This is a genomic window from Nereida sp. MMG025, assembly GCF_021654165.1.
Classification (GTDB): Bacteria; Pseudomonadota; Alphaproteobacteria; order Rhodobacterales; family Rhodobacteraceae; genus Nereida.
Genome location: NZ_JAKFZN010000009.1, coordinates 34,276 through 54,243, shown reverse-complemented (window position 1 = coordinate 54,243; position 19,968 = coordinate 34,276). Strand labels below are relative to the sequence as shown.

Genomic DNA, 19,968 nt, shown 5'->3' with positions numbered 1-19,968 from the left:
ACATCAGCCTAGCGTGCTTGCGGCAAGAGTTGAAGCGCGGTCCGCGTTGGCTAAGATAGTGTTTGGATAAATCTGGTCATGGGAAGGAGCGAAGATGGGACGTTTTCTAATAGGTCTGGTGGTCTCGGGCGGGCTTGTGGCGGGGTGCAGCAGCCTTCCGCAGGCCTCTGTCAATTTGGTGGGGGATGCGCCATTGCCCGCGGATGTGCAGGCCGAACTCACGAAGATGCAGCGCGACGGATTTTTTGGCGCGATGGCCGTGGACCCTCAAGGCGCATGGGGGTGGACGACGGGCTATAACTCGCTTGAGGCCGCACGCAAGGACGCTTTGGATTTGTGCAACACGGGCGTTTTGTCGGGACAGGATTGCGAGATTGTCGCCGAGTTGATCCCGCAAAACGGCCAGGTGATGGAAGGCGGCAAAACCCTTAGCGCGGAAGCCGCGGCTGAATTGGTTAAGCATCAGGAAAAACGCGGTGCGTCTGCCTTTGCGATCACCGCAGATGGCACATACGGGCACGGATGGGGCTATGACACCATCGCGGATGCCGAGGCGCGGGCGATGCGCGAATGCAGCACGCGCAACACCGACAGGGGCGATCTGACGACGTACCCGTGCGAGGTGATCTGGACAAAGCCTGTCGGCGAGTAACCAAAAGAAAAGGCCCCCGCAGAGCATGCGAGGGCCTTTTTTGGAGTGACTGTAAAAGGTGGCTTAGTCCAGAAGGCGGCGTGCAATCACCTGCGCCTGGATTTCGGCGGCCCCTTCAAAGATGTTCAGAATACGGGCGTCGCATAGGATGCGGCTGATCTTGTATTCCAGCGCAAAGCCGTTGCCACCGTGGATTTGCAGCGCGTTATCGGCTGCCGCCCACGCGACGCGGGCGCCAAGAAGTTTCGCCATACCAGCTTCCAGATCGCAGCGGCGGTCTTCGTCTTTTTCGTTGGCCGAGAAATATGTCAGCTGACGGGCCACCATGATCTCGACGGCCATCATTGCCAGCTTGCCCGACACGCGCGGGAAGTTGATGAGCGATTTGCCGAATTGTTTGCGGTCGATCGCGTATTGCATGCCGACGTCCAGCGCCGAACAGGCGACGCCCACGGCGCGGGCCGCTGTCTGGATGCGGGCGCTTTCAAAGGTTTCCATCAGGTGTTTGAAGCCCATGCCTTCGGTGCCGCCCAACAGGTTTTCGCCTTTGACGTGGAAGTTATCGAACGCCAGTTCGTATTCTTTCATGCCGCGGTAGCCCAGAACTTCGATTTCGCCGCCGGTCATGCCTTCGGTCGGGAAGGGGTTTTCATCTGTTCCCGGGGTCTTTTCGGCGATGAACATCGACAGGCCTTTGTAATTGGTCGTGTCGGGATCGGTGCGGGCCAGCAGGGTCATGATCTGCGTGCGCGTGGCGTGGGTGATCCATGTTTTGTTGCCGGTGATTTTGTAGTCACCGTTGTCGTCTTTGACCGCGCGGGTGCGCAGGCTGCCAAGGTCGGAACCTGTGTTCGGCTCTGTAAACACGGCTGTTGGCAGTGTTTCGGCGGAGGCCAGTTGTGGCAACCACTTTTGTTTTTGTTCCTCTGTGCCGCCGCAGATGATCAGCTCTGCCGCGATTTCGGAGCGCGTGCCAAGGCTGCCCACGCCGATATAGCCGCGCGACAGTTCTTCTGAGACCACACACATCGATGCTTTGGACAGGCCAAAACCGCCGTATTCTTCGGGGATTGTGAGGCCAAAGACACCCATTTCGGCCAGTTCTTCGATAACCTCCATCGGGATCAGATCATCGTTCAGATGCCATTCGTGGGCGTAGGGTTCGACCTTTTCGATGGCGTAGCGGCGGAATTGCTCGCGGATCATTTCCAGTTCTTCGTCCAGACCCGACGCGCCAACGGTGATATTGGCCGATTGCTCTTGCATCAGTTCGACAAGACGGGTGCGTGCGGCTTGGGTGTTGGCGGTTTGCGTCAGGGTCATGACCGCGGGGGTCATCAGGATGCCCATCTGTTCCTGGGTCAGGCCGATGTCTTGCAGGCGCAGGATTTCGCCCTGATTCATCGGGATGCCGCCGTACATCTGCCACAGGTATTCGCCAAACGCGATCTGGTGCAGCAGTTGTTCGGTTTCGCCGAATTTGCCTTCGGCTTGCATGCGTTCGGCCCAGTTTTGCATCTGGCGAAGCGATTCGACGTAGGTGGCCAGCCATGCAAGCCCGTGGGCGGCGGTTTGGTTGGCTTCGATCAACGCGCCGGACACACGGCCATTTTCGGTAACTTGGGCGCGCAGCGCCTCTTTGGCCAGATCCAGCACCTTTTCACAGGGCGCAATCGCCTCTGCGGTCAGTGCCAGAAGGTCGGCAAGAATCGGGGAAGGTGCGAGCGTCAGGTCTTGTCCATCATGGGCCATCAAAAAACATCCTTTTCAAACTGGCTTTCTGCATACGCACTTCGCAAGCGCAGCGCAACAATATTTCGCCAGTAAATCGCTTATTGCAGTATTCTGTCGCACACAATTCACACGTGCAACTCGTGCGCGCTCCCGTTAGGACGAGAGGATGGAGCTGTTCTTAGCACAAACAACCCCCTTTTGGCTACTTTTCGTCCTGATCGGCCTTTTGGGAGGATTCGTAAAAGGCGCGGTGGGATTCGCGATGCCGATGATCGTCATTTCGGGCCTGAGCAGTTTTGCAGCGCCCGAGCTGGCCTTGGCCACATTGATCATTCCCGCCGCGATCATGAACGGGGTGCAAGCGTTGCAAAGCGGGATCGGCGCGGCGATCGGCTCTGCGCGCAACCACTGGCGGTTTATTGCGATTGGTCTGGTCGGTATTTTGATCAGCGCCCAACTGGTGCGCGTTCTTCCGCAATGGGCGCTGTTTCTGGCGATCGGCGTGCCCGTGACTTTCTTTGCAACCCTGCAGCTGTTGGGATGGGCGTTGCGTTTTACACCGTCGCAACGCCGTGTTGCGGAGCTTGGGCTTGGCGGGGTTGCGGGTATGATGGGCGGGCTTTCGGGTATTTGGGGGCCGCCGACGGTTTTGTATTTAACCGCGTTGAATATCGCCAAGCAAGAAAGCCTGCGCATTCAGGGCGTGGTCTATGGCGCGGGGGCTGTGACGCTGATGGGGGCGCATGTGCAATCTGGCGTTTTGAACCTGCAGACCCTGCCGTTTTCACTGGCGATGATTGTGCCAACTGGCATTGGGCTTGCGATTGGCATGTTATATGGCACGCGCCTTGATCAGCAAAAATTCCGCCGCATGACGCTGCTGGTTCTGGTGCTTGTGGGTTTGAACCTGATCCGTCGCGGGATCATGGGGTAGCGCATCCCGACGGCGAGGCAGCGGGGCGGTTCATCTCGGTAATGTCTGTGTAAAGAGCATCGGGAAAAATGGCGGCGCCGCCAGAACGGTCATTGCCAACGCCGCCCTTTTTCAAGGGGCGACGATCCGGTGGATTAGGGCGAACCTTGGGTGCAGGGGTGCCACGCCCTGCGGTGAAACGTTTCGCACATGAAAATACGCACGGTGGGTTAAGGGCGTGTTAACCCACCGTGCGTTGCGTCAGACCGCGCCTGTGTATTCGCCGCGCGCGGGGTAGTTTTTGGCAATCGCAAAATCCAAGGCCCCTACAAGTTCCGAAAAATGTGGCCGCACGAATGGCATCGTCTGGGTAGAGCCGTAGTAAAGCGTTTGTTCGGGCGTCACCATGAAAAGGCCCGGTTCGGAAAAGAGCGCGGGTTCTTCGATGTTGATCGACGTCAGGCCGCGCCCTGTCGAGATATAGAGCCCCCATGCGCGGGCGACGGTCAGGGGCAGATCATAGGCAAATTTCAAAGTGGTTGCGCCGATTTTGTCCGCCATTTGTTGTGCGCGCTCTTGCCCGTCTGCTGACACGGCGATTGTATCGACCCCGCGTTCGGCAAAGGCCGCGACCTGTTTTTGCATCTCGGTCAGATAGGTGGCGCATATCGGACAGTGCAAACCGCGGTAAAAGCAGATGACGGTTCCGCGTTCGGCTGTTTGTGCAGACAGTTCGAATGTGCTGCCATCGAGTGTGGGCAGTGACAGGTCGGGTGTTTTTTGGCGGGGCATAAGCATGGGGTTTGGTCCTTGAATGTGTTCGCCGCACAAGAAAGCCCCTCGCGCGCGGGCGCAAGGGGCTGAAACATGAATCGTAAAACCGTGAGCGGCTAGCCGATGGCCGCGGCTTTCACATCTTCGTCGATATAGGGAACATATTGCTCGAAATTGTCGGCGAACATTTCAACCAGCTTTTGGGCCTGGCTGTCATAGGCCGATTTATCGCCCCATGTGCTGCGCGGATCCAGAAGGCCCGCGTCCACACCACCCACGGTGACAGGCACTTCAAAACCAAAGTTGGGGTCTTTGCGGAAGGTCGCCTCATTGAGCGATCCATCAAGGGCGGCGGTGAGCAGGGCGCGGGTGGCTTTGATGGGCATCCGCGATCCTGTGCCATATGCGCCGCCCGTCCAGCCAGTGTTCACCAGCCAGCATGTGGCACCATGCTTGGCGATCTTTTCGCGCAGCAGGTTGCCATAGGCTTCGGGGCGGCGGGGCATGAAGGGCGCGCCGAAACAGGTGGAAAACGTCGGCTCAGGCTCGGTCACGCCGCGTTCTGTGCCTGCGACCTTCGAGGTGAAGCCCGACAGGAAGTGATACATCGCCTGCGCCGGTGTCAGCCGTGCGATAGGGGGCAGAACACCGAATGCATCACAGGTCAGCATGATGATGTTCTTGGGGTGGCCGCCAAGGGCTGTGTCGGATGCGTTGCTGATATAGTTGAGCGGGTAGGCGCAGCGCATATTGGCGGTCAGGCTGTCGTCTTCGAAGTCCAGTTCCTTGGTTTCTTCGTCGAACACCATGTTTTCGATCACCGTGCCGAATTTGGAGGTGGTCGCGTAAATCTCTGGCTCTGCTTCGGCGCTCAGGTTGATCGTTTTGGCGTAGCAGCCGCCCTCAAAGTTGAAGGTGCCACGATCTGACCAGCCATGTTCATCATCGCCAATCAGCACGCGGTTTGGATCGGCCGAAAGGGTTGTTTTGCCCGTGCCGGACAGTCCGAAGAACACAGCCGTGTCGACGGGGTTGCCCTCGGCATGGTTGGCCGAACAGTGCATCGGCATGATGCCTTTTTCGGGCAGCATATAGTTGAGCAGCGTAAAGACGGATTTCTTGTTCTCGCCTGCGTATTCGGTGCCGCCGATCAGGATCAGCTTGCGGTCGAAGTTCATCGCGATGACGGTCTCAGAGCGGCAGTCGTGTTTGGCAGGATCGGCCTTGAATGTCGGGCAGTTGATCACTGTGAAGTCAGGCACAAAGCTGTCCAGCTCTGCGCGTTCGGGACGGCGCAGCATGTGGCGGATGAAAAGACCGTGCCAGGCCAGTTCTGTCACCATGCGCACATCAAGGCGGTGGGCGGGATCAGCGCCGCCAAACAGGTCTTGCACGTGGTAATCACGGCCCTTCATATGGGCCAGCATATCGGTGTAGAGCGCGTCAAAACCCGCCTCTGACATTTCTGCGTTGTTTTCCCACCAGATCGTATCTGCAACAGACGCCGTGCGCACCACGTGTTTGTCTTTGGGGGACCGACCTGTAAACTTCCCTGTACTGACCAGAAACGCGCCGCCATTGCCAAGCGTGCCTTCGCCATTTTTGAGCGCCGTTTCGATCAATGCGGGTTCCATCAAGTTGTAATAGACCTGCCCCAACCCTTCGATACCTTGATCTTCCAAGCGGTGGGATGGGTTGACGCGTCCGTGGGTCATCTTGTGGTCTCCGTTAATCAGCGCGGTTTTTCGCGCGGGATGAACCCGCTTAACATGACGTTTCCAGACTTGAACAGGACGCATCCGCGCAGTTAGCGCAACCATTTTGGGTTTAGCGCAATCACGCCGCCTGCAGATTCCACGATAGGCGAAATCCCTGTGTCATTTATGCAGAATTAACACATTTTGGGTTTTATTCGCAGGGCCACTATGGGGGCCCGGGTCGATTTATGTTGATTCGCGGCCGAAAAAAGATGAGATTGCCTAAAAAAAGCAGGCAATAAAAACAAAATTGAGGAACGAGCAAATGTCCAAGATTGCTTTGGTTGATGACGACCGCAATATTCTGACGTCTGTGTCCATGACCCTTGAGGCGGAGGGTTTCGACGTAGAAACATACAACGATGGGCAATCTGCCCTCGATGCATTCAACAAACACATGCCCGATATCGCAGTGCTGGATATCAAGATGCCCCGCATGGATGGTATGGACCTGCTTCAGCGTCTGCGCCAGAAAACCACAATGCCCGTGATTTTCCTGACATCGAAAGATGACGAGATTGACGAGGTTCTGGGCCTGCGCATGGGTGCTGATGACTATGTGAAGAAACCCTTTAGCCAACGTCTGTTGGTTGAGCGGATCCGCGCATTGCTGCGTCGTCAGGATGCCATCGAAGGCGTGCAGGTTGCTGAATCCGACGACAACAAGATCATGGTGCGCGGCGAGCTGAGCATGGACCCGCTGCGTCATGCTGTGACGTGGAAGGGCAAAGATGTCTCGCTGACGGTAACGGAATTTCTGTTGCTTCAGGCCCTGGCCCAACGCCCTGGTTTCGTCAAAAGCCGCGATCAGCTGATGGACGTGGCTTATGACGATCAGGTCTATGTCGATGACCGCACCATCGACAGCCACATCAAGCGTTTGCGCAAAAAGATGCGCACAGCCGATGATGATTTTTCGGCAATCGAGACGCTTTATGGTATTGGCTACCGCTACAACGAAGAATAGCGACCGATCATGAGCGACATCGACATCCACTCCCTTCGGTCCGTAAGAGAGGCCGATATCGTTTTGGGCGACGACTTTGTCACGCCCAAAACCTCGGTGGATGCCGAGTTGCGCGAACAACGCAAGCGGCGCGGGCTTGTCTCGCTCAAGCAATCGCCGCTGGCCCGCAAGATCATCACCTTCAATCTTCTGGCGCTTCTTATTCTTGTGGGGGGCGTTCTTTATCTGAATGCGTCCCGTGACAGTCTGGCGTTTCAACGCGCCAGTGGTTTGCTGTCAGAGGTGGAACTGATCGCCGATGTGTTTGAGGCGCAGATGCCTGCAGGTGCGCCGGTCAGCCTTGCCACTGGCGATGGTATTGACCCCCAGGGCACTTTGTCCGGTCTTGATCTGCGCAACCCATCCGACATCTTTGTCTTTGATCCCACGAAAACGCTCGTTGCGTCGTCAAAAGGCGCAGACCGCCCAAACCTTGGTGCCGCGCTTGATAGTGGCGCGGGAACGGTGGGCAAAACCTATCTTATCGATGGGCTCAGCCGTGGTTGGGCCTGGGTTGCGGGCATTTTTGGCAGCGATACAGACGATATCACTGCAACCGACAGCGAAGGAATGGTGCGCCAGTTGCTGGATGCAACATTGGCGGGCGAAACCAAGGTTGTGACGGGGCCTGACCAAAACGGCGATACCGTGTTTTCCGTAGCGACCCCCATTTTGCAAGGCGATCAGGTGGTTGGCGTTATTGCGATGGCCAGCGCATCTGGCGAGATTGATCTGCTGGTGCGATCAGAACGTGAAAACCTGTTGCAGATGTTTGTGATTGCGATTCTTGTCTCGGTCGGCCTGAGCCTTGTTCTGGCCTCTACCATCGCGAACCCCTTGTCCGATCTGGCGGCAGCGGCCGAAATCGGGCGCGAAAAGAACTCTAACAAAGTCACAGCCGGTCGCGTGCGTATCCCCGATCTGAGTGGTCGCCCTGACGAGATCGGCCGCCTGTCCGGTGCGCTGCGCGGCATGGTCAGCGCCCTTTACGAACGCATTGAATCAAACGAACAATTCGCAGCCGATGTTGCGCATGAAATCAAAAATCCGCTTGCCTCGCTTCGGTCCGCCGTTGGCACGATGCGCGTGGCCAAGCGCGATGATCAGCGTGAAAAACTGCTGGATGTGATTGACCATGATGTGCGTCGTCTGGACCGTTTGGTCAGCGATATCTCCAATGCATCGCGCCTAGACAGTGAACTGGTCAAAGAAACCGAAGAGCAGTTTGATCTGCTCCACATGCTTGGCAACATTACGGAATATCTGACCAAAGAAGCCGCCGATAAAGGCGTGGAATTTGTTACCGATCTGCCAAATGCCCCGATACAGATTTACGGTCTGGAGGGACGACTGGCACAGGTGTTTGTCAATCTGATTACCAACGCGATTTCGTTTTGCGAGGATGGCGATGCGATACGTGTTTGGGCGCGTATGCGTGACAATCGCATTTTGGTGGTGGTCGAAGACACAGGGCCTGGTATCCCCGACAATGCTTTGCACAAAGTGTTCAAACGGTTTTATTCCGAACGCCCCGAACAGCAATTTGGCAACAATTCGGGTCTTGGGTTGGCGATTTCGAAACAGATTGTCGAAGCCCATGGTGGCGTGATCTGGGCTGAAAACATTCGCCCCACAGATGCAGATCCGGTGTCAGAGCCTTTGGGCGCGCGCTTTGTTGTGGGCCTGCCCGTTTAAGGCGACTTACGCGGACCCGCAGGCTATGCTAGCCTTTTGCCATGTCAGTTCCCGCCAACGACCCCCCCGTTACACTTCACGCAACAACGCTTGCCGTTGGTGCGCGCGGGCTTTTGATCCAGGGGAAAAGCGGGAGCGGTAAAAGCGCGCTTGCCCTGCAAATGATTGCGCTGGGTGCGTCGCTGGTCAGTGATGATCAGACCGTGATTGCCCCGCACGCAGGCCAGTTGATCGCGTCACCGCCAGCGGCCATTGCAGGCGGGATCGAGGCGCGCGGTATCGGGTTGATCGCCGCCCCCTATCTTCCGCACACAATCATCGTTGCGGCAATGAACATGGACAAGATGGAGCATGACCGCCTGCCGCCCCCCCGCGAAACGACCATTGCGGGCGTGTCGCTACCGCTGTTTTACAAATGTGACGGCCCCCATGCCGCGGCTGCGCTTTTATTGTTTCTCCGGCATGGGATGTTCCAACGGCCTTATTTTGAGGGAAAGGGAGCCAGCGTCAAATGACAGACGCCGACGCTTTCCCACAATCGCCGCGCCCCAAACTGGTGTTGGTCACGGGTCCATCGGGTGCCGGACGCTCAACCGCGATTAATGCGCTGGAGGATGCAGGGTCGGAAGCGATTGATAACATGCCGCTGTCTCTTGTGCCGCGCTTGCTGGACGGTCCGCCGTTGGATCGCCCTTTGGCGCTGAGCATGGATGTGCGCAACCGCGATTTTTCGGTGGAAATGGCGCTTGGTGTTCTGGATGATTTACGGCGCGAGGGGGCAGATGTGTCCTTGCTTTATCTGGATGCAACCCCTGAGGTCCTGTTGCAGCGCTTTTCCGAGACGCGGCGCAGGCATCCGATGGCGCCGTTTGAAACACCGCTGATCGGCATCACCCGAGAGTTGGATTTGCTGCGCCCGCTGCGCGAACAGGCCGACTATCTGATTGATACCACGACGATGACCCCACATGATCTGAAGGCCGATTTGCGCATGTGGTTCGGGCAGGCGGACACGGGTAAGATGGCTGTGATGCTGCACAGTTTTTCATACAAACGCGGTGTTCCGCGTGGCCTTGATTCCATGTTTGATTGCCGCTTTCTGGCCAACCCCTATTGGGACGAAACGCTGCGGGATATGACGGGACAAAGCCCCAAGGTGCAGGCCTATGTCCAGACGGATCCGACATTTGGTTCCTTCTTTGACACCTTGCTGAAAATGACTGTTTCGCTTCTGCCTGCTTATGCCGAAGAGGGCAAAACGCATTTTTCGCTCGGGTTTGGATGCACAGGCGGGCAACACCGTTCGGTCACAGTTACGGAATTGCTTGCCAAGGCACTTGCGCAAGCGGGGTGGCAAGTGTCAATTAGGCATCGTGAATTGGAACGCCGCAGGGATGCGCCCCTTTGAAAGGACGCCCGCTTGATCGGGATTGTGATTGTCGCCCATGGAGCTCTCGCGCAGGAATACCTGCGCGCGGTTGAACATGTGGTGGGCAAACAAGATGCGGTGCGCACGATCCAAATCGGCTATGATCACGACCGCCAAGCCAAGGAACGCGAAATTTGCGAGGCCGCTGACGCTGTTGACCGCGGCGACGGTGTTGTCGTCGTAGTTGATATGTTCGGCGGTTCGCCTTCCAACCTGAGTCTCGCCGCCTGTAACCCTGCAAACCGTATGATTCTATACGGGGCCAATCTGCCGTTATTGGTGAAGCTGGCCAAATCCCGCACAAAGCCACTTAAGGCGGCTGTTCTTTTTGCCCGCGATGCGGGACGCAAATATATTGATGCCCGCGCCGTTGGCGCAAATGAGAGTTTATTATGACTGATACCCTTGTCCGCAATCTGGAAATCGTGAACCAAAAGGGGCTGCACGCGCGCGCCTCGGCCAAATTTGTTGAGGTGGTCGAAGAGCACAAAGCACGCGTTGAGGTGTCCAAGGATGGGCTAAGCGCCGCAGGCGATAGTATCATGGGGCTTTTGATGTTGGCAGCATCAAAAGGAAGTTTTATTAAAGTCGAAATCTCGGGCGATGATGCCGAACCTTTGGCGGATGCATTGGCAGAACTGGTTGCCGATAAATTCGGTGAAGGATTTTGAAACAGTAGCCGAAAGCGCGGTGTAAGGGACAACGTGGTCGATAACCTTCAAGAAAGACCGATGGCAAGATTGCCCGATCCCGATGTTGTGCCATACGACAAGCGGCGCTTGTCCTATGCCAACACGTTTACCAACCCGTTCAAAGCCAACCTGATCCGCGCGATGGAATGGGCCACCGGCAAGCTGACATTGCTGCGCCTGATCCGCCGTTTCGAGCGTGAAGGCGCGCCGCATGGACAAGCCTTTTGGCGTCAGGCCCTACGCCACATGGGAATTGAACTGCAAACGCCAGCCGACCAGATCGCCAATATCCCCGCAAAGGGCCCCGTGATCGTTGTGGCCAACCATCCGCATGGTCTGGTCGACGGGATGATCCTTGCCGAATTGATCGGGCGTGTGCGCACGGATTACAAAATTCTGACCCGTTCGTTGCTGACAGGCGTTGATGAAATTGCGGATTTTATGATCCCTGTGCCGTTTCCCCACGAAGAGGATGCACTGAAAAAGAACCTTGATATGCGTAAAGAGGCGATGGAACATTTGTCGGACGGTGGTGTCATCGTGCTCTTTCCATCGGGCGTCGTGTCGTGTTCCGAGACGTTTTTCGGCCCCGCGATCGAGGCGGAATGGAACCCCTTTACCGCCAAGATGATCCAGCGGTCCAAGGCGACGGTTGTGCCGATATTTTTCCCCGGTCAGAACTCGCGCGCCTATCAGATCGCCAACAAACTGTCGCCCACGTTGCGCCAGGGTTTGCTGATCCATGAAGTTGTGCATGCGTTGAACAAGCCACAAAAACCCGTCGTCGGAGAGCCGTTTGAGGCCGCTACAATCAAAGACTGGTCGGCCAACCCCCGCGGATTTGTCAGTTGGTTGCGCGAACAAACCTTGGGCCTGAAGTCGCGCGTCTAGCGGGTGGGAACGGGCGTTTCGCCGCGGTAGTCATAAAATCCACGCTGCGTTTTACGTCCGAGCCAGCCAGCTTCCACATATTTGGTCAGCAACGGGCAGGGGCGATATTTCGTATCTGCCAGCCCATCGTGGAGCACATTCATGATGGCAAGGCAGGTGTCCAAGCCAATGAAATCGGCCAGTTCAAGCGGGCCCATCGGGTGGTTGGCCCCCAATTTCAGCGATGTGTCGATGGATTGCACCGATCCCACACCTTCATAAAGCGTGTAAATTGCCTCGTTGATCATGGGCATCAGGATGCGATTGACGATGAAGGCGGGGAAATCCTCGGAGGTGGCAGCGGTTTTGTTGAGCTTTTCAACCACGCCGTAGAGCGCCTTGAACGTCGCCTCGTCGGTTGCAATCCCGCGGATCAACTCGACCAACTGCATGATCGGCACGGGGTTCATGAAGTGGAAACCCATGAATTTTTCGGGCCGGTCGGTGCGGCTGGCCAATCGTGTGATCGAGATGGAAGAGGTGTTCGAGGTCAGGATTGTGTCGGGTGACAGATGCGGCAGCAGGTCCTCAAAAATCGCTTGTTTGACTGTTTCGCGTTCCGTTGCGGCCTCAATAATCAGGTCGGAAGGGCCAAGATCGGTCAGGGTCAGAGTTGTTTTGATGCGGGCCAAGGCTGCGTCTTTGTCGGCCTGTGTGATTTTTTCGCGGCTGACCTGTCGTGTGAGGTTTTTGTCAATCAGGGCCACGGCGGCATCAAGACTGTCCTGGCTGATATCGTTGAGCAAAACATCATAGCCCGCCACGGCAAAAACATGGGCAATCCCGTTGCCCATTTGTCCTGCACCTACAATTCCGACGGATTGAATGGCCATGTTCTGCTCCAGTTTTGGTTCAGCGGTAACCTACGCCCCCGTGGGCGGGGCCTGCAAGGTGCGATTACTGCGACAGTTTTAGACAAGTTTGCAGTTTAGCGTTTTCGCAAGGTTTCTGTGCGAATCCTGTCCATGGGTGAAATTGAAAAAGGGGGGGTATTATGACCTTCGAAAACATGGGCCGGGGGGCCCTGACGTATTTGCCATGCCGCTACGGTCGCTCGAAATTGGTGTTCCGCGGGCCATCGAAAAACCTGAACAAGCCATATGTGGCATTTCTGGGCGGCACAGAAACCTATGGGAAGTTTCTGAAACGGCCATTTGCCGATTTGGTCGAGCAAGAGATCGGCCTGACATGCGTGAACCTTGGCTGTGTCAATGCAGGGCCGGACGCTTTTTTGAATGATCCGTTTGTAACCCCTGCATGTAGCAAGGCGCGCGCGACTGTCATTGAAGTGATGGGGGCGAACAACCTGACCAACCGCTTTTATTCGGTGCATCCGCGCCGTAACGACCGCTTTCTGAAAGCGTCCGGCTTGATGCAGACGGTGTTTCGTGACGTTGACTTTACAGAGTTCGCCTTTACGCGTCATTTGCTATCGCGCCTCAAAGAGCTTTCACCAGACCGTTACGAGATTCTTGAAGCGGAATTAAAAGAAGCGTGGATCGCCCGGATGAAAGCGCTGGTCTCCAAGATCGAAGGTAAAACAGTGTTGCTCTGGGCGTCCGAGCATGAGCAGAAGGATCAAAATGATTTGGTTGGCTTGGGTCCAGATCCGCTTTTTGTGACGCGTTCGATGATAGACGCAGTGCGCCCTTACGTGACAGAGGTGATTGAGTATCAACCGTCTGCGCAGGCGCGTGCGAGCAAATTGGACGGCATGTTCTTGACTGAGATGGAGCAACCCGCCGCCGAAGATTTGATGGGCCAAGCCGCCCATGAGGAGATTGCTGGCGAGGTGGCAGAGGTGTTGTCACGTTTGCTTTAGCCAAAAAAAGGCCCGCTGATCTGTATCAACGGGCCTTTTTACGAAATACGTTGTCTGCCTTAGCCGAGCTTTTCTGTCAGTTCGGGCACAGCATCAAAGAGGTCGGCTACCAGTCCGTAGTCGGCCACTTGGAAAATCGGCGCTTCTTCGTCTTTGTTGATCGCAACGATGACCTTGCTGTCTTTCATACCTGCAAGGTGTTGGATCGCGCCTGAAATACCAACGGCCACGTAGAGATCAGGAGCGACAACCTTGCCTGTCTGACCAACTTGCCAGTCGTTTGGTGCGTAGCCACTGTCCACGGCGGCACGGGATGCGCCCACAGCGGCGCCAAGCGTATCGGCAAGCGCTTCGATGATTTTGAAGTCGTCTTCCGATCCGACACCGCGCCCGCCAGACACAACAACGCCAGCCGAGGTGAGTTCGGGGCGGTCGCTTTCTGCGACCTTATCTTCGACCCATTCCGACAGGCCCGGGTTTGCAGCAGCTCCGATGCTTTCAACCGAGGCTGAACCGCCATCACCCGCCGCATCGAATGTCGATGTGCGGATCGTGGCGACTTTTTTGGCGTCACCCGATTTGACGGTCTGGATCGCGTTGCCTGCGTAAATCGGGCGCTCGAACGTGTTGGCATCAACCACGGCGGTCACTTCGGAAATCACCATCACATCAAGCAGCGCCGCAACGCGGGGCAGAATGTTTTTGGAGGCCGCAGTAGACGGCGCAACGATGTGTTCATAATCGCCAGCCAGCGATACGATCAGGTCCGCAACAGGTTCGGCCAGATCGTGGCCATATGCGGCATCATCGGCGCACAGCACTTTGCTTACGCCGTCCAGCTTGGCGGCGGCCTCTGCTGCGCCGCTACACCCTGCAGATGCGCAAAGGATCGTCACATCGCCCAGTTGTTTTGCGGCTGTCAGCGCCTTGGACGTCGCATCGACGTTCAGTTCACCACCAGCAACTTCAGCAATCAGAAGAACAGCCATTATACAGCCCCCGCTTCTTTGAGTTTCGAGACAAGCTCATCGACCGAGCCAACTTTGATGCCTGCCGCGCGTTCTGCGGGCTCGGCTGTGCCAACGATTTCAAGGCGCGGGCTGACGTCGACGCCGTAGTCGGCGGCGGTTTTCTCATCCAGCGGCTTTTTCTTGGCCTTCATGATGTTTGGAAGCGACGCATAGCGCGGCTCGTTCAGGCGCAAATCAACTGTGACGATGGCAGGCATCTTCACTTTGATGGTTTGCAGACCACCATCCACCTCGCGGGTGACGGTGGCGTGATCGCCGTCAACGTCAACCTCAGAAGCAAAGGTCGCTTGCGACCAGCCCAGAAGGGCCGACAGCATCTGGCCTGTTGCGTTCATGTCGTTGTCAATCGCTTGCTTGCCAGCCAGAACCAGCCCGGGCTGTTCTTCGTCGATCACGCCCTTAAGGATCTTTGCCACGGCAAGGGGTTCGATATCGGTGTGAACGTCATCAGCGGCAATCACCAGAATGGCGCGGTCTGCGCCCATGGCCAATGCGTTGCGCAGCGTTTCCTGACTTTGCTTGACGCCAATGGAAACGGCGACGACCTCATCGGCCTTGCCAGCTTCTTTCAGGCGGATAGCTTCTTCGACTGCGATTTCGTCGAAAGGGTTCATCGACATTTTGACATTTGCCAGATCGACACCGCTGCCATCCGCTTTCACACGAACTTTCACGTTGTAGTCAATCACGCGTTTGACGGGCACAAGGACCTTCATGGGCGTATTTCTCCTGTTGAAACTCTGGCGCGAGACTCACCGCGCAATAATCTTCCATTGCGTTCTAGCAACGGGACACAAAGGAAAACAGAGCAAAATCGACACAAATCGGCTTAGCGACGCCGCGTTTCGCTTCGCATGCCTTAGCGGTTGGCCCCTGGCACCCAAAGAACATCATCTTTGCCGCCATTATTTGCAATGCGGCCGGCCACGAAGAACCAATCCGACAGCCGATTGAGGTATTTTACCGCGGCAGGGTTGATCGCTTCCATCGTTGCCAGCTCAACCGACAAGCGCTCGGCGCGGCGCGAAACCGTGCGGCATTGGTGCATATAGGCTGCCAGCGGGGTGCCGCCGGGCAGAATAAAGCTGCGCAAGGGTTCAAGTGCATCATTCATTCCGTCGATTTCGGATTCGAGCCGTTCGACCTGCGCCATCGTTACCCGCAGGGGCTGGTATTCTGCATCGGCATCTTTTTCCATATCGGGCCGGCACAGGTCTGCACCCAGATCAAACAAATCGTTCTGGATCATCGCAAGCTGTGCGTCGATCTCGCCGTCCGCATGCAAGCGGGCCAGACCGACGATCGAGTTGACTTCATCAACGGTGCCATAGGCTGTCACGCGCATGGAGTGTTTGGCAACGCGTGCGCCGTTGCCCAGGGCGGTTTCGCCCGCATCACCTGTTTTTGTGTAAATCTTGTTCAAAACAACCATTGCTCATTCCCCTCCGAGCGAACGTAAAAAGACCCAACCGACAATCAATGCCACCGCCACAAATTGCGCATAGATGCGGTAACGCATGACCTTGTTGGCATGTTTTTTGTTGAATTCGCCACCTTTTGCAAATCCACCAATGCCAAACAAAAGGATGCCGAGCACGATCAGGCACGCAACAGCCGCGACAAGGAAAAGAGGGTCGGAAGACATGGGATATCCTTTGGTATTCTTGTTGCTAGATCAGATAAGGCAGTGCGCCCAAAAGGCGACCCCTCAGGCCTTGGAAATCACCCAATCCAAAGCGCGTGTCGGCAAAATGCGCCGCAATGCACCCATGATATATGTTGGGGTGGTCACATAATACCGCGGACGGGGGCGTTTGCTTTCCAGCGCATGGCGTAGCTTTTTGGTGACGGCACTTGCCGGCAACTCAAACCGATCTGGACCCGTGTCTTCATAAAGCCGTGTGCGCAGCTGTGTGGTGTATTGTTCGGACCGGGCACTGTTTTCCCAATCAATCCAGCGTTCAAAATGCGGGATCGAGTTTTCGCGGATCTTGCTGGTGACGGGGCCAGGTTCGATCGTGATGATCTTGATATCCGTATCACGCATCTCGACGCGCAAAGTGTCCGTCAGACCTTCCATCGCAAATTTGGTGCTGTTGTACGCCCCGCGCCAACGTAACGGGACCAGCCCCAGAACGGATGAATTGTTAATGATACGCCCATGCCCTTGCTGTCGCATGACGCGGATGGCGTGGGTCGTCAGTTCATGCACACCGAAAAAGTTTGTCTCGAAGATCGAGCGCAGGGCGTCGCGGGGCAGATCCTCGACCGCGCCAGGGATGGCGAAGGCCCCGTTGTTGAACACCGCATCAACTGTGCCGCCTGTGGCTTCCAGAACTTCGGCCAAGCCCGTGACGATGGTGTTAGAGTCCGCATAATCGATGCGTGGGCTTTCAAACCCTTCCATCAGCATGCGTGCGCAATCGTCAGCCTGCCTGCAGCTTGCAAACACGCGCCATCCTGCTGCGCGCAGCCCATGCGCTGCGTCATATCCAATGCCGCTGGAGCAGCCAGTGATCAAAATTGATTTCATATCTGTGCTGATGCCAAGCAATCAGCCGCTATGCAATGGGTTAGCCTGCGGTCAGCAAGAAGTCGGCGATCCAGCCGATCTTACCGTCCTGCGTCCGGATTTTCACCCAACCGTTGCCCGGTTCTTGCAAAACCAATGTCTCGGTGCCGCCTGTCAGTTTGCCAACAACCCCGTAGGTCGTGCCAGGCCCATTGCGGAAATTCACGCGGTTGCCTGTGACTTTGCGAATGTCTTGTTCCACTACGGGTTCAGGAGTCGCGACCACCTCTTCAACTTTTTCAGGTTCGGCGAGGGGTGTCAGGCTTAATGTTTCTTCGTTCGTGTTTTTTGTAGAAACGGATGCCAGTGTAATGGGGGTTGGTTCAGGCTCAGGCTGCGTTTGCGTAACCTGAACTGTCTTTGCGGGTTCTGGCCAGGCTTGGGCTTCGAATTCATCACCACCGCTCAGTTCATAGAACGAAAACCCAAGAAACCCGAAGGTCACAACAATTAAACGCCACATCGGCACAGCCCCCCAAGGCACGTGTCAGTAAAATTTTCGCAGCAAACCCGCGTCACATTTCTGTCAATAACATAAAAACACGATTCTGTGAGGGGAAGTTCCCGAATTTTTTGTCCTCAATGGTGCTTTACCCTTTTGGGGGTCGGGGATACACATCATCTATGGCCAATGACGTGACCGATCCCAACATGGATGATGAATTGAACATCTCCGAACCTTTGCGCACTGCGCTTGGGGATCGTTACCTGACCTATGCGCTGTCCACCATTATGCACCGTGCGCTGCCCGATGCGCGTGATGGCCTGAAACCCGTTCACCGCCGCATTCTTTACGCCATGCGCGAATTGCGTTTGGCCAGCAACGGCGGCTTTCGTAAATCTGCGAAAATCAGTGGCGACGTGATGGGCAATTATCACCCGCATGGCGATGCGGCGATCTATGATGCGATGGCCCGTTTGGCGCAGGATTTTGCGGTGCGCTATCCACTTGTGGACGGGCAGGGCAATTTCGGAAATATCGATGGCGATAATCCGGCGGCCAGCCGCTACACCGAAGCACGGATGACCGCGGCCGCCGAGGCTTTGCTAGAAGGTCTGTCTGAAAACGCCGTTGATTTTCGGGAAAACTATGACGGCACACTGACGGAACCCGTGGTTCTGCCAGCTGCGTTTCCGAACCTTTTGGCAAATGGCTCCAGCGGGATTGCGGTTGGCATGGCCACCAATATTCCGCCCCATAACATCGAAGAGCTGATTGGCGCGTGCCTTCATCTGATCAAGGCCCCCAATGCACGTGACGAGACCCTGCTGGAACATGTGCCCGGCCCTGATTTTCCCACGGGCGGCATTATCGTTGAGCCGCGTGAGACTATTTTGGAGGCATACCGCACAGGCAAAGGCGGGTTCCGTCTGCGTTGCAGATATGAGGTCGAGCCACTGGATCGTGGGATGTGGCAGATTGTTGTCACCGAAATTCCCTATCAGGTGCAAAAATCCAAGCTGATCGAAAAGCTGGCGGAATTGATCCAGCTGAAGAAAATTCCGATTTTGGCAGACGTGCGCGACGAAAGCGCCGACGACGTGCGCATCGTGCTAGAGCCGAAGTCAAAGAATGTGGATGCGGATGTTCTGATGGGCATGCTCTATCGCAATTCCGATCTGGAAGTGCGTTTTTCGCTGAACATGAACGTGCTGATCGATGGTTTGACGCCCAAGGTCTGTAGCCTCAAGGAAGTCTTGCGCGCGTTTTTGGACCATCGCCGCGATGTGCTTCAACGCCGCTCACAACACCGCATGGACAAAATCGACCACCGTCTTGAGGTGTTGGAAGGCTTCATAATTGCCTTTCTCAACCTTGATCGGGTGATCGATATTATCCGCTATGATGACGATCCCAAGGGTGCCCTGATGCACGAAGACTGGGGTCAGGATTTTGTGCGCGCCACGGACGAGAGCGACTACCGCAGCCCATCGCGTGACAATGGCACCGAGCTGTCAGAGGTGCAGGCTGAAGCCATTTTGAACATGCGGTTGCGGTCGCTTCGTAAACTGGAAGAGATCGAATTGATCCGCGAGCGTGATGCCTTGATGGAAGAACGCGCAGGCCTTGAGGATTTGCTGGAAAACGAAGATGTCCAGTGGTCGGCCATTGCGGACCAGTTGCGCGAGACGCGCAAGACGTTCGGTGCCAAGTCGGAATTTGGTGCACGCCGCACAACATTTGCCGAGGCTGGCGAAGTTGAAGATGTGCCGCTTGAGGCGATGATCGAACGTGAGCCGATTACTGTTGTCTGCTCAAAAATGGGATGGATCAGGGCCATGTCGGGCCATATCGATCTGACCCGCGAGCTGAAGTTCAAAGATGGGGATGAAGGCCGTTTTATCTTCCATGCAGAGACAACGGACAAAGTGTTGGTGCTTGGCACAAACGGACGCTTCTACACCCTGCAAGCCAGTGCGCTCCCGGGGGGCAGAGGGATGGGAGAACCTGTCCGTCTGATGGTTGATTTGCCCCAAGATGTGGAAATCCTGTCTTTGTTCACCCATGCGCCCGACCGCAAGCTGTTGGTCGCCTCTACCGCGGGGGACGGGTTTGTGGTTGCCGAAAAAGATGTGGTCGCCCAGACCCGCAGTGGCAAGCAGGTGCTCAACGTCAAAGACCCTGTGAAAGCCGCGATCTGCAAACCCGTGACGGGCACGCATGTCGCGGTTGTTGGTGAAAACCGCAAGGTTCTGGTGTTTCCAATCGACGAATTGCCAGAGATGGGCCGCGGCAAAGGTGTGCGTTTGCAAAAATACAAAGATGGCGGGCTATCCGATGCAACCACCTTCGATATTGCCGAAGGTCTGAGTTGGCTGGATCCTGCCGGGCGCACGCGCACCGAAACGCAGCTTGCCGAATGGTCAGGCAAGCGCGCAAGTGCAGGACGCATGGCGCCACGCGGCTTCCCGCGGGACAATAAATTCACGTAAATTCCCCTAGTGGCCACATTTCGGGCC

Annotated in this window: 21 protein-coding genes; 11 read left to right on the top strand and 10 right to left on the bottom strand. The window is 56.2% G+C overall.

The annotated features are described in order from the left end of the window. Nucleotides 1-94: 94 nt before the first annotated feature. Nucleotides 95-652 carry a DUF4189 domain-containing protein gene (locus tag L1065_RS14475; protein WP_237096222.1) on the top strand — a complete coding sequence of 186 codons (558 nt, stop codon included), beginning with the start codon at nucleotides 95-97 and terminating at the stop codon, nucleotides 650-652. 63 nt (nucleotides 653-715) lie between these two features. On the opposite strand, the gene L1065_RS14470 is transcribed toward L1065_RS14475, so the two are convergent. Then, nucleotides 716-2,404 (bottom strand): acyl-CoA dehydrogenase family protein, encoded by a 1,689-nt coding sequence (locus L1065_RS14470; RefSeq protein ID WP_237096221.1) that lies wholly within the window; start codon nucleotides 2,402-2,404, stop codon nucleotides 716-718. A gap of 148 nt (nucleotides 2,405-2,552) precedes the next feature. Between L1065_RS14470 and L1065_RS14465 the strand changes: the two genes are divergently transcribed. Then, nucleotides 2,553-3,320: a sulfite exporter TauE/SafE family protein gene (locus L1065_RS14465; RefSeq protein WP_255766525.1), complete on the top strand. Its 768-nt coding sequence runs from the start codon at nucleotides 2,553-2,555 to the stop codon at nucleotides 3,318-3,320. Nucleotides 3,321-3,560: 240 nt separating this feature from the next. Here the strand turns inward: L1065_RS14465 and L1065_RS14460 are convergent, their stop codons facing one another. Further along, complete coding sequence (locus L1065_RS14460) at nucleotides 3,561-4,097, bottom strand: peroxiredoxin-like family protein (RefSeq protein WP_237096219.1); 537 nt, start codon at nucleotides 4,095-4,097, stop codon at nucleotides 3,561-3,563. Between the two features lie 92 nt (nucleotides 4,098-4,189). Next, nucleotides 4,190-5,788, bottom strand: a complete 1,599-nt coding sequence (locus tag L1065_RS14455; protein ID WP_237096218.1) for a phosphoenolpyruvate carboxykinase — start codon at nucleotides 5,786-5,788, stop codon at nucleotides 4,190-4,192. A 307-nt stretch (nucleotides 5,789-6,095) separates the two neighbouring features. On the opposite strand from L1065_RS14455, the gene L1065_RS14450 reads away from it, so the two are divergent. From L1065_RS14450 to L1065_RS14420, 7 genes are read left to right on the top strand one after another with little or no spacing between them, the layout of a single operon-like run. Further along, the gene (locus L1065_RS14450) at nucleotides 6,096-6,797 is read left to right on the top strand and encodes a response regulator transcription factor (protein ID WP_237096217.1); all 702 of its coding nucleotides are present in this window, start codon (nucleotides 6,096-6,098) and stop codon (nucleotides 6,795-6,797) included. Between the two features lie 9 nt (nucleotides 6,798-6,806). Next, nucleotides 6,807-8,531 carry a sensor histidine kinase gene (locus L1065_RS14445; RefSeq protein ID WP_237096216.1) on the top strand — a complete coding sequence of 575 codons (1,725 nt, stop codon included), beginning with the start codon at nucleotides 6,807-6,809 and terminating at the stop codon, nucleotides 8,529-8,531. Between the two features lie 41 nt (nucleotides 8,532-8,572). Beyond that, on the top strand, nucleotides 8,573-9,046 hold the full coding sequence (locus L1065_RS14440; RefSeq protein ID WP_237096215.1) for an HPr kinase/phosphorylase: 474 nt from the start codon (nucleotides 8,573-8,575) through the stop codon (nucleotides 9,044-9,046). After that, complete coding sequence (gene rapZ, locus L1065_RS14435) at nucleotides 9,043-9,939, top strand: RNase adapter RapZ (protein WP_237096214.1); 897 nt, start codon at nucleotides 9,043-9,045, stop codon at nucleotides 9,937-9,939. Before L1065_RS14440 ends, rapZ begins: the two co-directional genes overlap by 4 nt. A gap of 12 nt (nucleotides 9,940-9,951) precedes the next feature. Continuing rightward, nucleotides 9,952-10,356, top strand: a complete 405-nt coding sequence (locus L1065_RS14430; RefSeq protein WP_237096213.1) for a PTS sugar transporter subunit IIA — start codon at nucleotides 9,952-9,954, stop codon at nucleotides 10,354-10,356. After that, nucleotides 10,353-10,631 carry an HPr family phosphocarrier protein gene (locus L1065_RS14425; protein ID WP_237096212.1) on the top strand — a complete coding sequence of 93 codons (279 nt, stop codon included), beginning with the start codon at nucleotides 10,353-10,355 and terminating at the stop codon, nucleotides 10,629-10,631. Before L1065_RS14430 ends, L1065_RS14425 begins: the two co-directional genes overlap by 4 nt. A 60-nt stretch (nucleotides 10,632-10,691) precedes the next feature. Next, the gene (locus L1065_RS14420) at nucleotides 10,692-11,543 is read left to right on the top strand and encodes a lysophospholipid acyltransferase family protein (protein ID WP_237096211.1); all 852 of its coding nucleotides are present in this window, start codon (nucleotides 10,692-10,694) and stop codon (nucleotides 11,541-11,543) included. Here the strand turns inward: L1065_RS14420 and L1065_RS14415 are convergent. Further along, on the bottom strand, nucleotides 11,540-12,415 hold the full coding sequence (locus tag L1065_RS14415; RefSeq protein WP_237096210.1) for a 3-hydroxybutyryl-CoA dehydrogenase: 876 nt from the start codon (nucleotides 12,413-12,415) through the stop codon (nucleotides 11,540-11,542). The genes L1065_RS14420 and L1065_RS14415 overlap by 4 nt on opposite strands. A 161-nt stretch (nucleotides 12,416-12,576) precedes the next feature. On the opposite strand from L1065_RS14415, the gene L1065_RS14410 reads away from it, so the two are divergent. Further along, complete coding sequence (locus L1065_RS14410; RefSeq protein WP_237096209.1) at nucleotides 12,577-13,404, top strand: DUF6473 family protein; 828 nt, start codon at nucleotides 12,577-12,579, stop codon at nucleotides 13,402-13,404. 59 nt (nucleotides 13,405-13,463) lie between these two features. Here L1065_RS14410 and L1065_RS14405 read toward each other — a convergent pair whose 3' ends face one another. The 6 genes from L1065_RS14405 to L1065_RS14380 all read right to left on the bottom strand — a co-directional run bounded on the left by L1065_RS14405 (nucleotide 13,464) and on the right by L1065_RS14380 (nucleotide 17,470). Next, nucleotides 13,464-14,393 carry an electron transfer flavoprotein subunit alpha/FixB family protein gene (locus tag L1065_RS14405; RefSeq protein WP_237096208.1) on the bottom strand — a complete coding sequence of 310 codons (930 nt, stop codon included), beginning with the start codon at nucleotides 14,391-14,393 and terminating at the stop codon, nucleotides 13,464-13,466. Then, complete coding sequence (locus L1065_RS14400; RefSeq protein WP_237096207.1) at nucleotides 14,393-15,151, bottom strand: electron transfer flavoprotein subunit beta/FixA family protein; 759 nt, start codon at nucleotides 15,149-15,151, stop codon at nucleotides 14,393-14,395. Before L1065_RS14400 ends, L1065_RS14405 begins: the two co-directional genes overlap by 1 nt. 143 nt (nucleotides 15,152-15,294) lie before the next feature. Next, entirely contained in the window at nucleotides 15,295-15,867 is a 573-nt protein-coding gene (locus L1065_RS14395; protein WP_237096206.1) for a cob(I)yrinic acid a,c-diamide adenosyltransferase, read from the bottom strand. A 3-nt stretch (nucleotides 15,868-15,870) separates the two neighbouring features. Beyond that, nucleotides 15,871-16,080 carry a twin transmembrane helix small protein gene (locus tag L1065_RS14390; protein WP_237096205.1) on the bottom strand — a complete coding sequence of 70 codons (210 nt, stop codon included), beginning with the start codon at nucleotides 16,078-16,080 and terminating at the stop codon, nucleotides 15,871-15,873. Between the two features lie 63 nt (nucleotides 16,081-16,143). After that, on the bottom strand, nucleotides 16,144-16,968 hold the full coding sequence (locus L1065_RS14385) for an SDR family NAD(P)-dependent oxidoreductase (RefSeq protein ID WP_237096204.1): 825 nt from the start codon (nucleotides 16,966-16,968) through the stop codon (nucleotides 16,144-16,146). A gap of 40 nt (nucleotides 16,969-17,008) precedes the next feature. After that, on the bottom strand, nucleotides 17,009-17,470 hold the full coding sequence (locus L1065_RS14380; protein ID WP_237096203.1) for an SH3 domain-containing protein: 462 nt from the start codon (nucleotides 17,468-17,470) through the stop codon (nucleotides 17,009-17,011). Nucleotides 17,471-17,631: 161 nt separating this feature from the next. Here L1065_RS14380 and parC point away from each other — a divergent pair, with 161 nt between their 5' ends. Then, entirely contained in the window at nucleotides 17,632-19,941 is a 2,310-nt protein-coding gene (gene parC / locus L1065_RS14375; protein WP_237096202.1) for a DNA topoisomerase IV subunit A, read from the top strand. Nucleotides 19,942-19,968 lie beyond the last annotated feature (27 nt).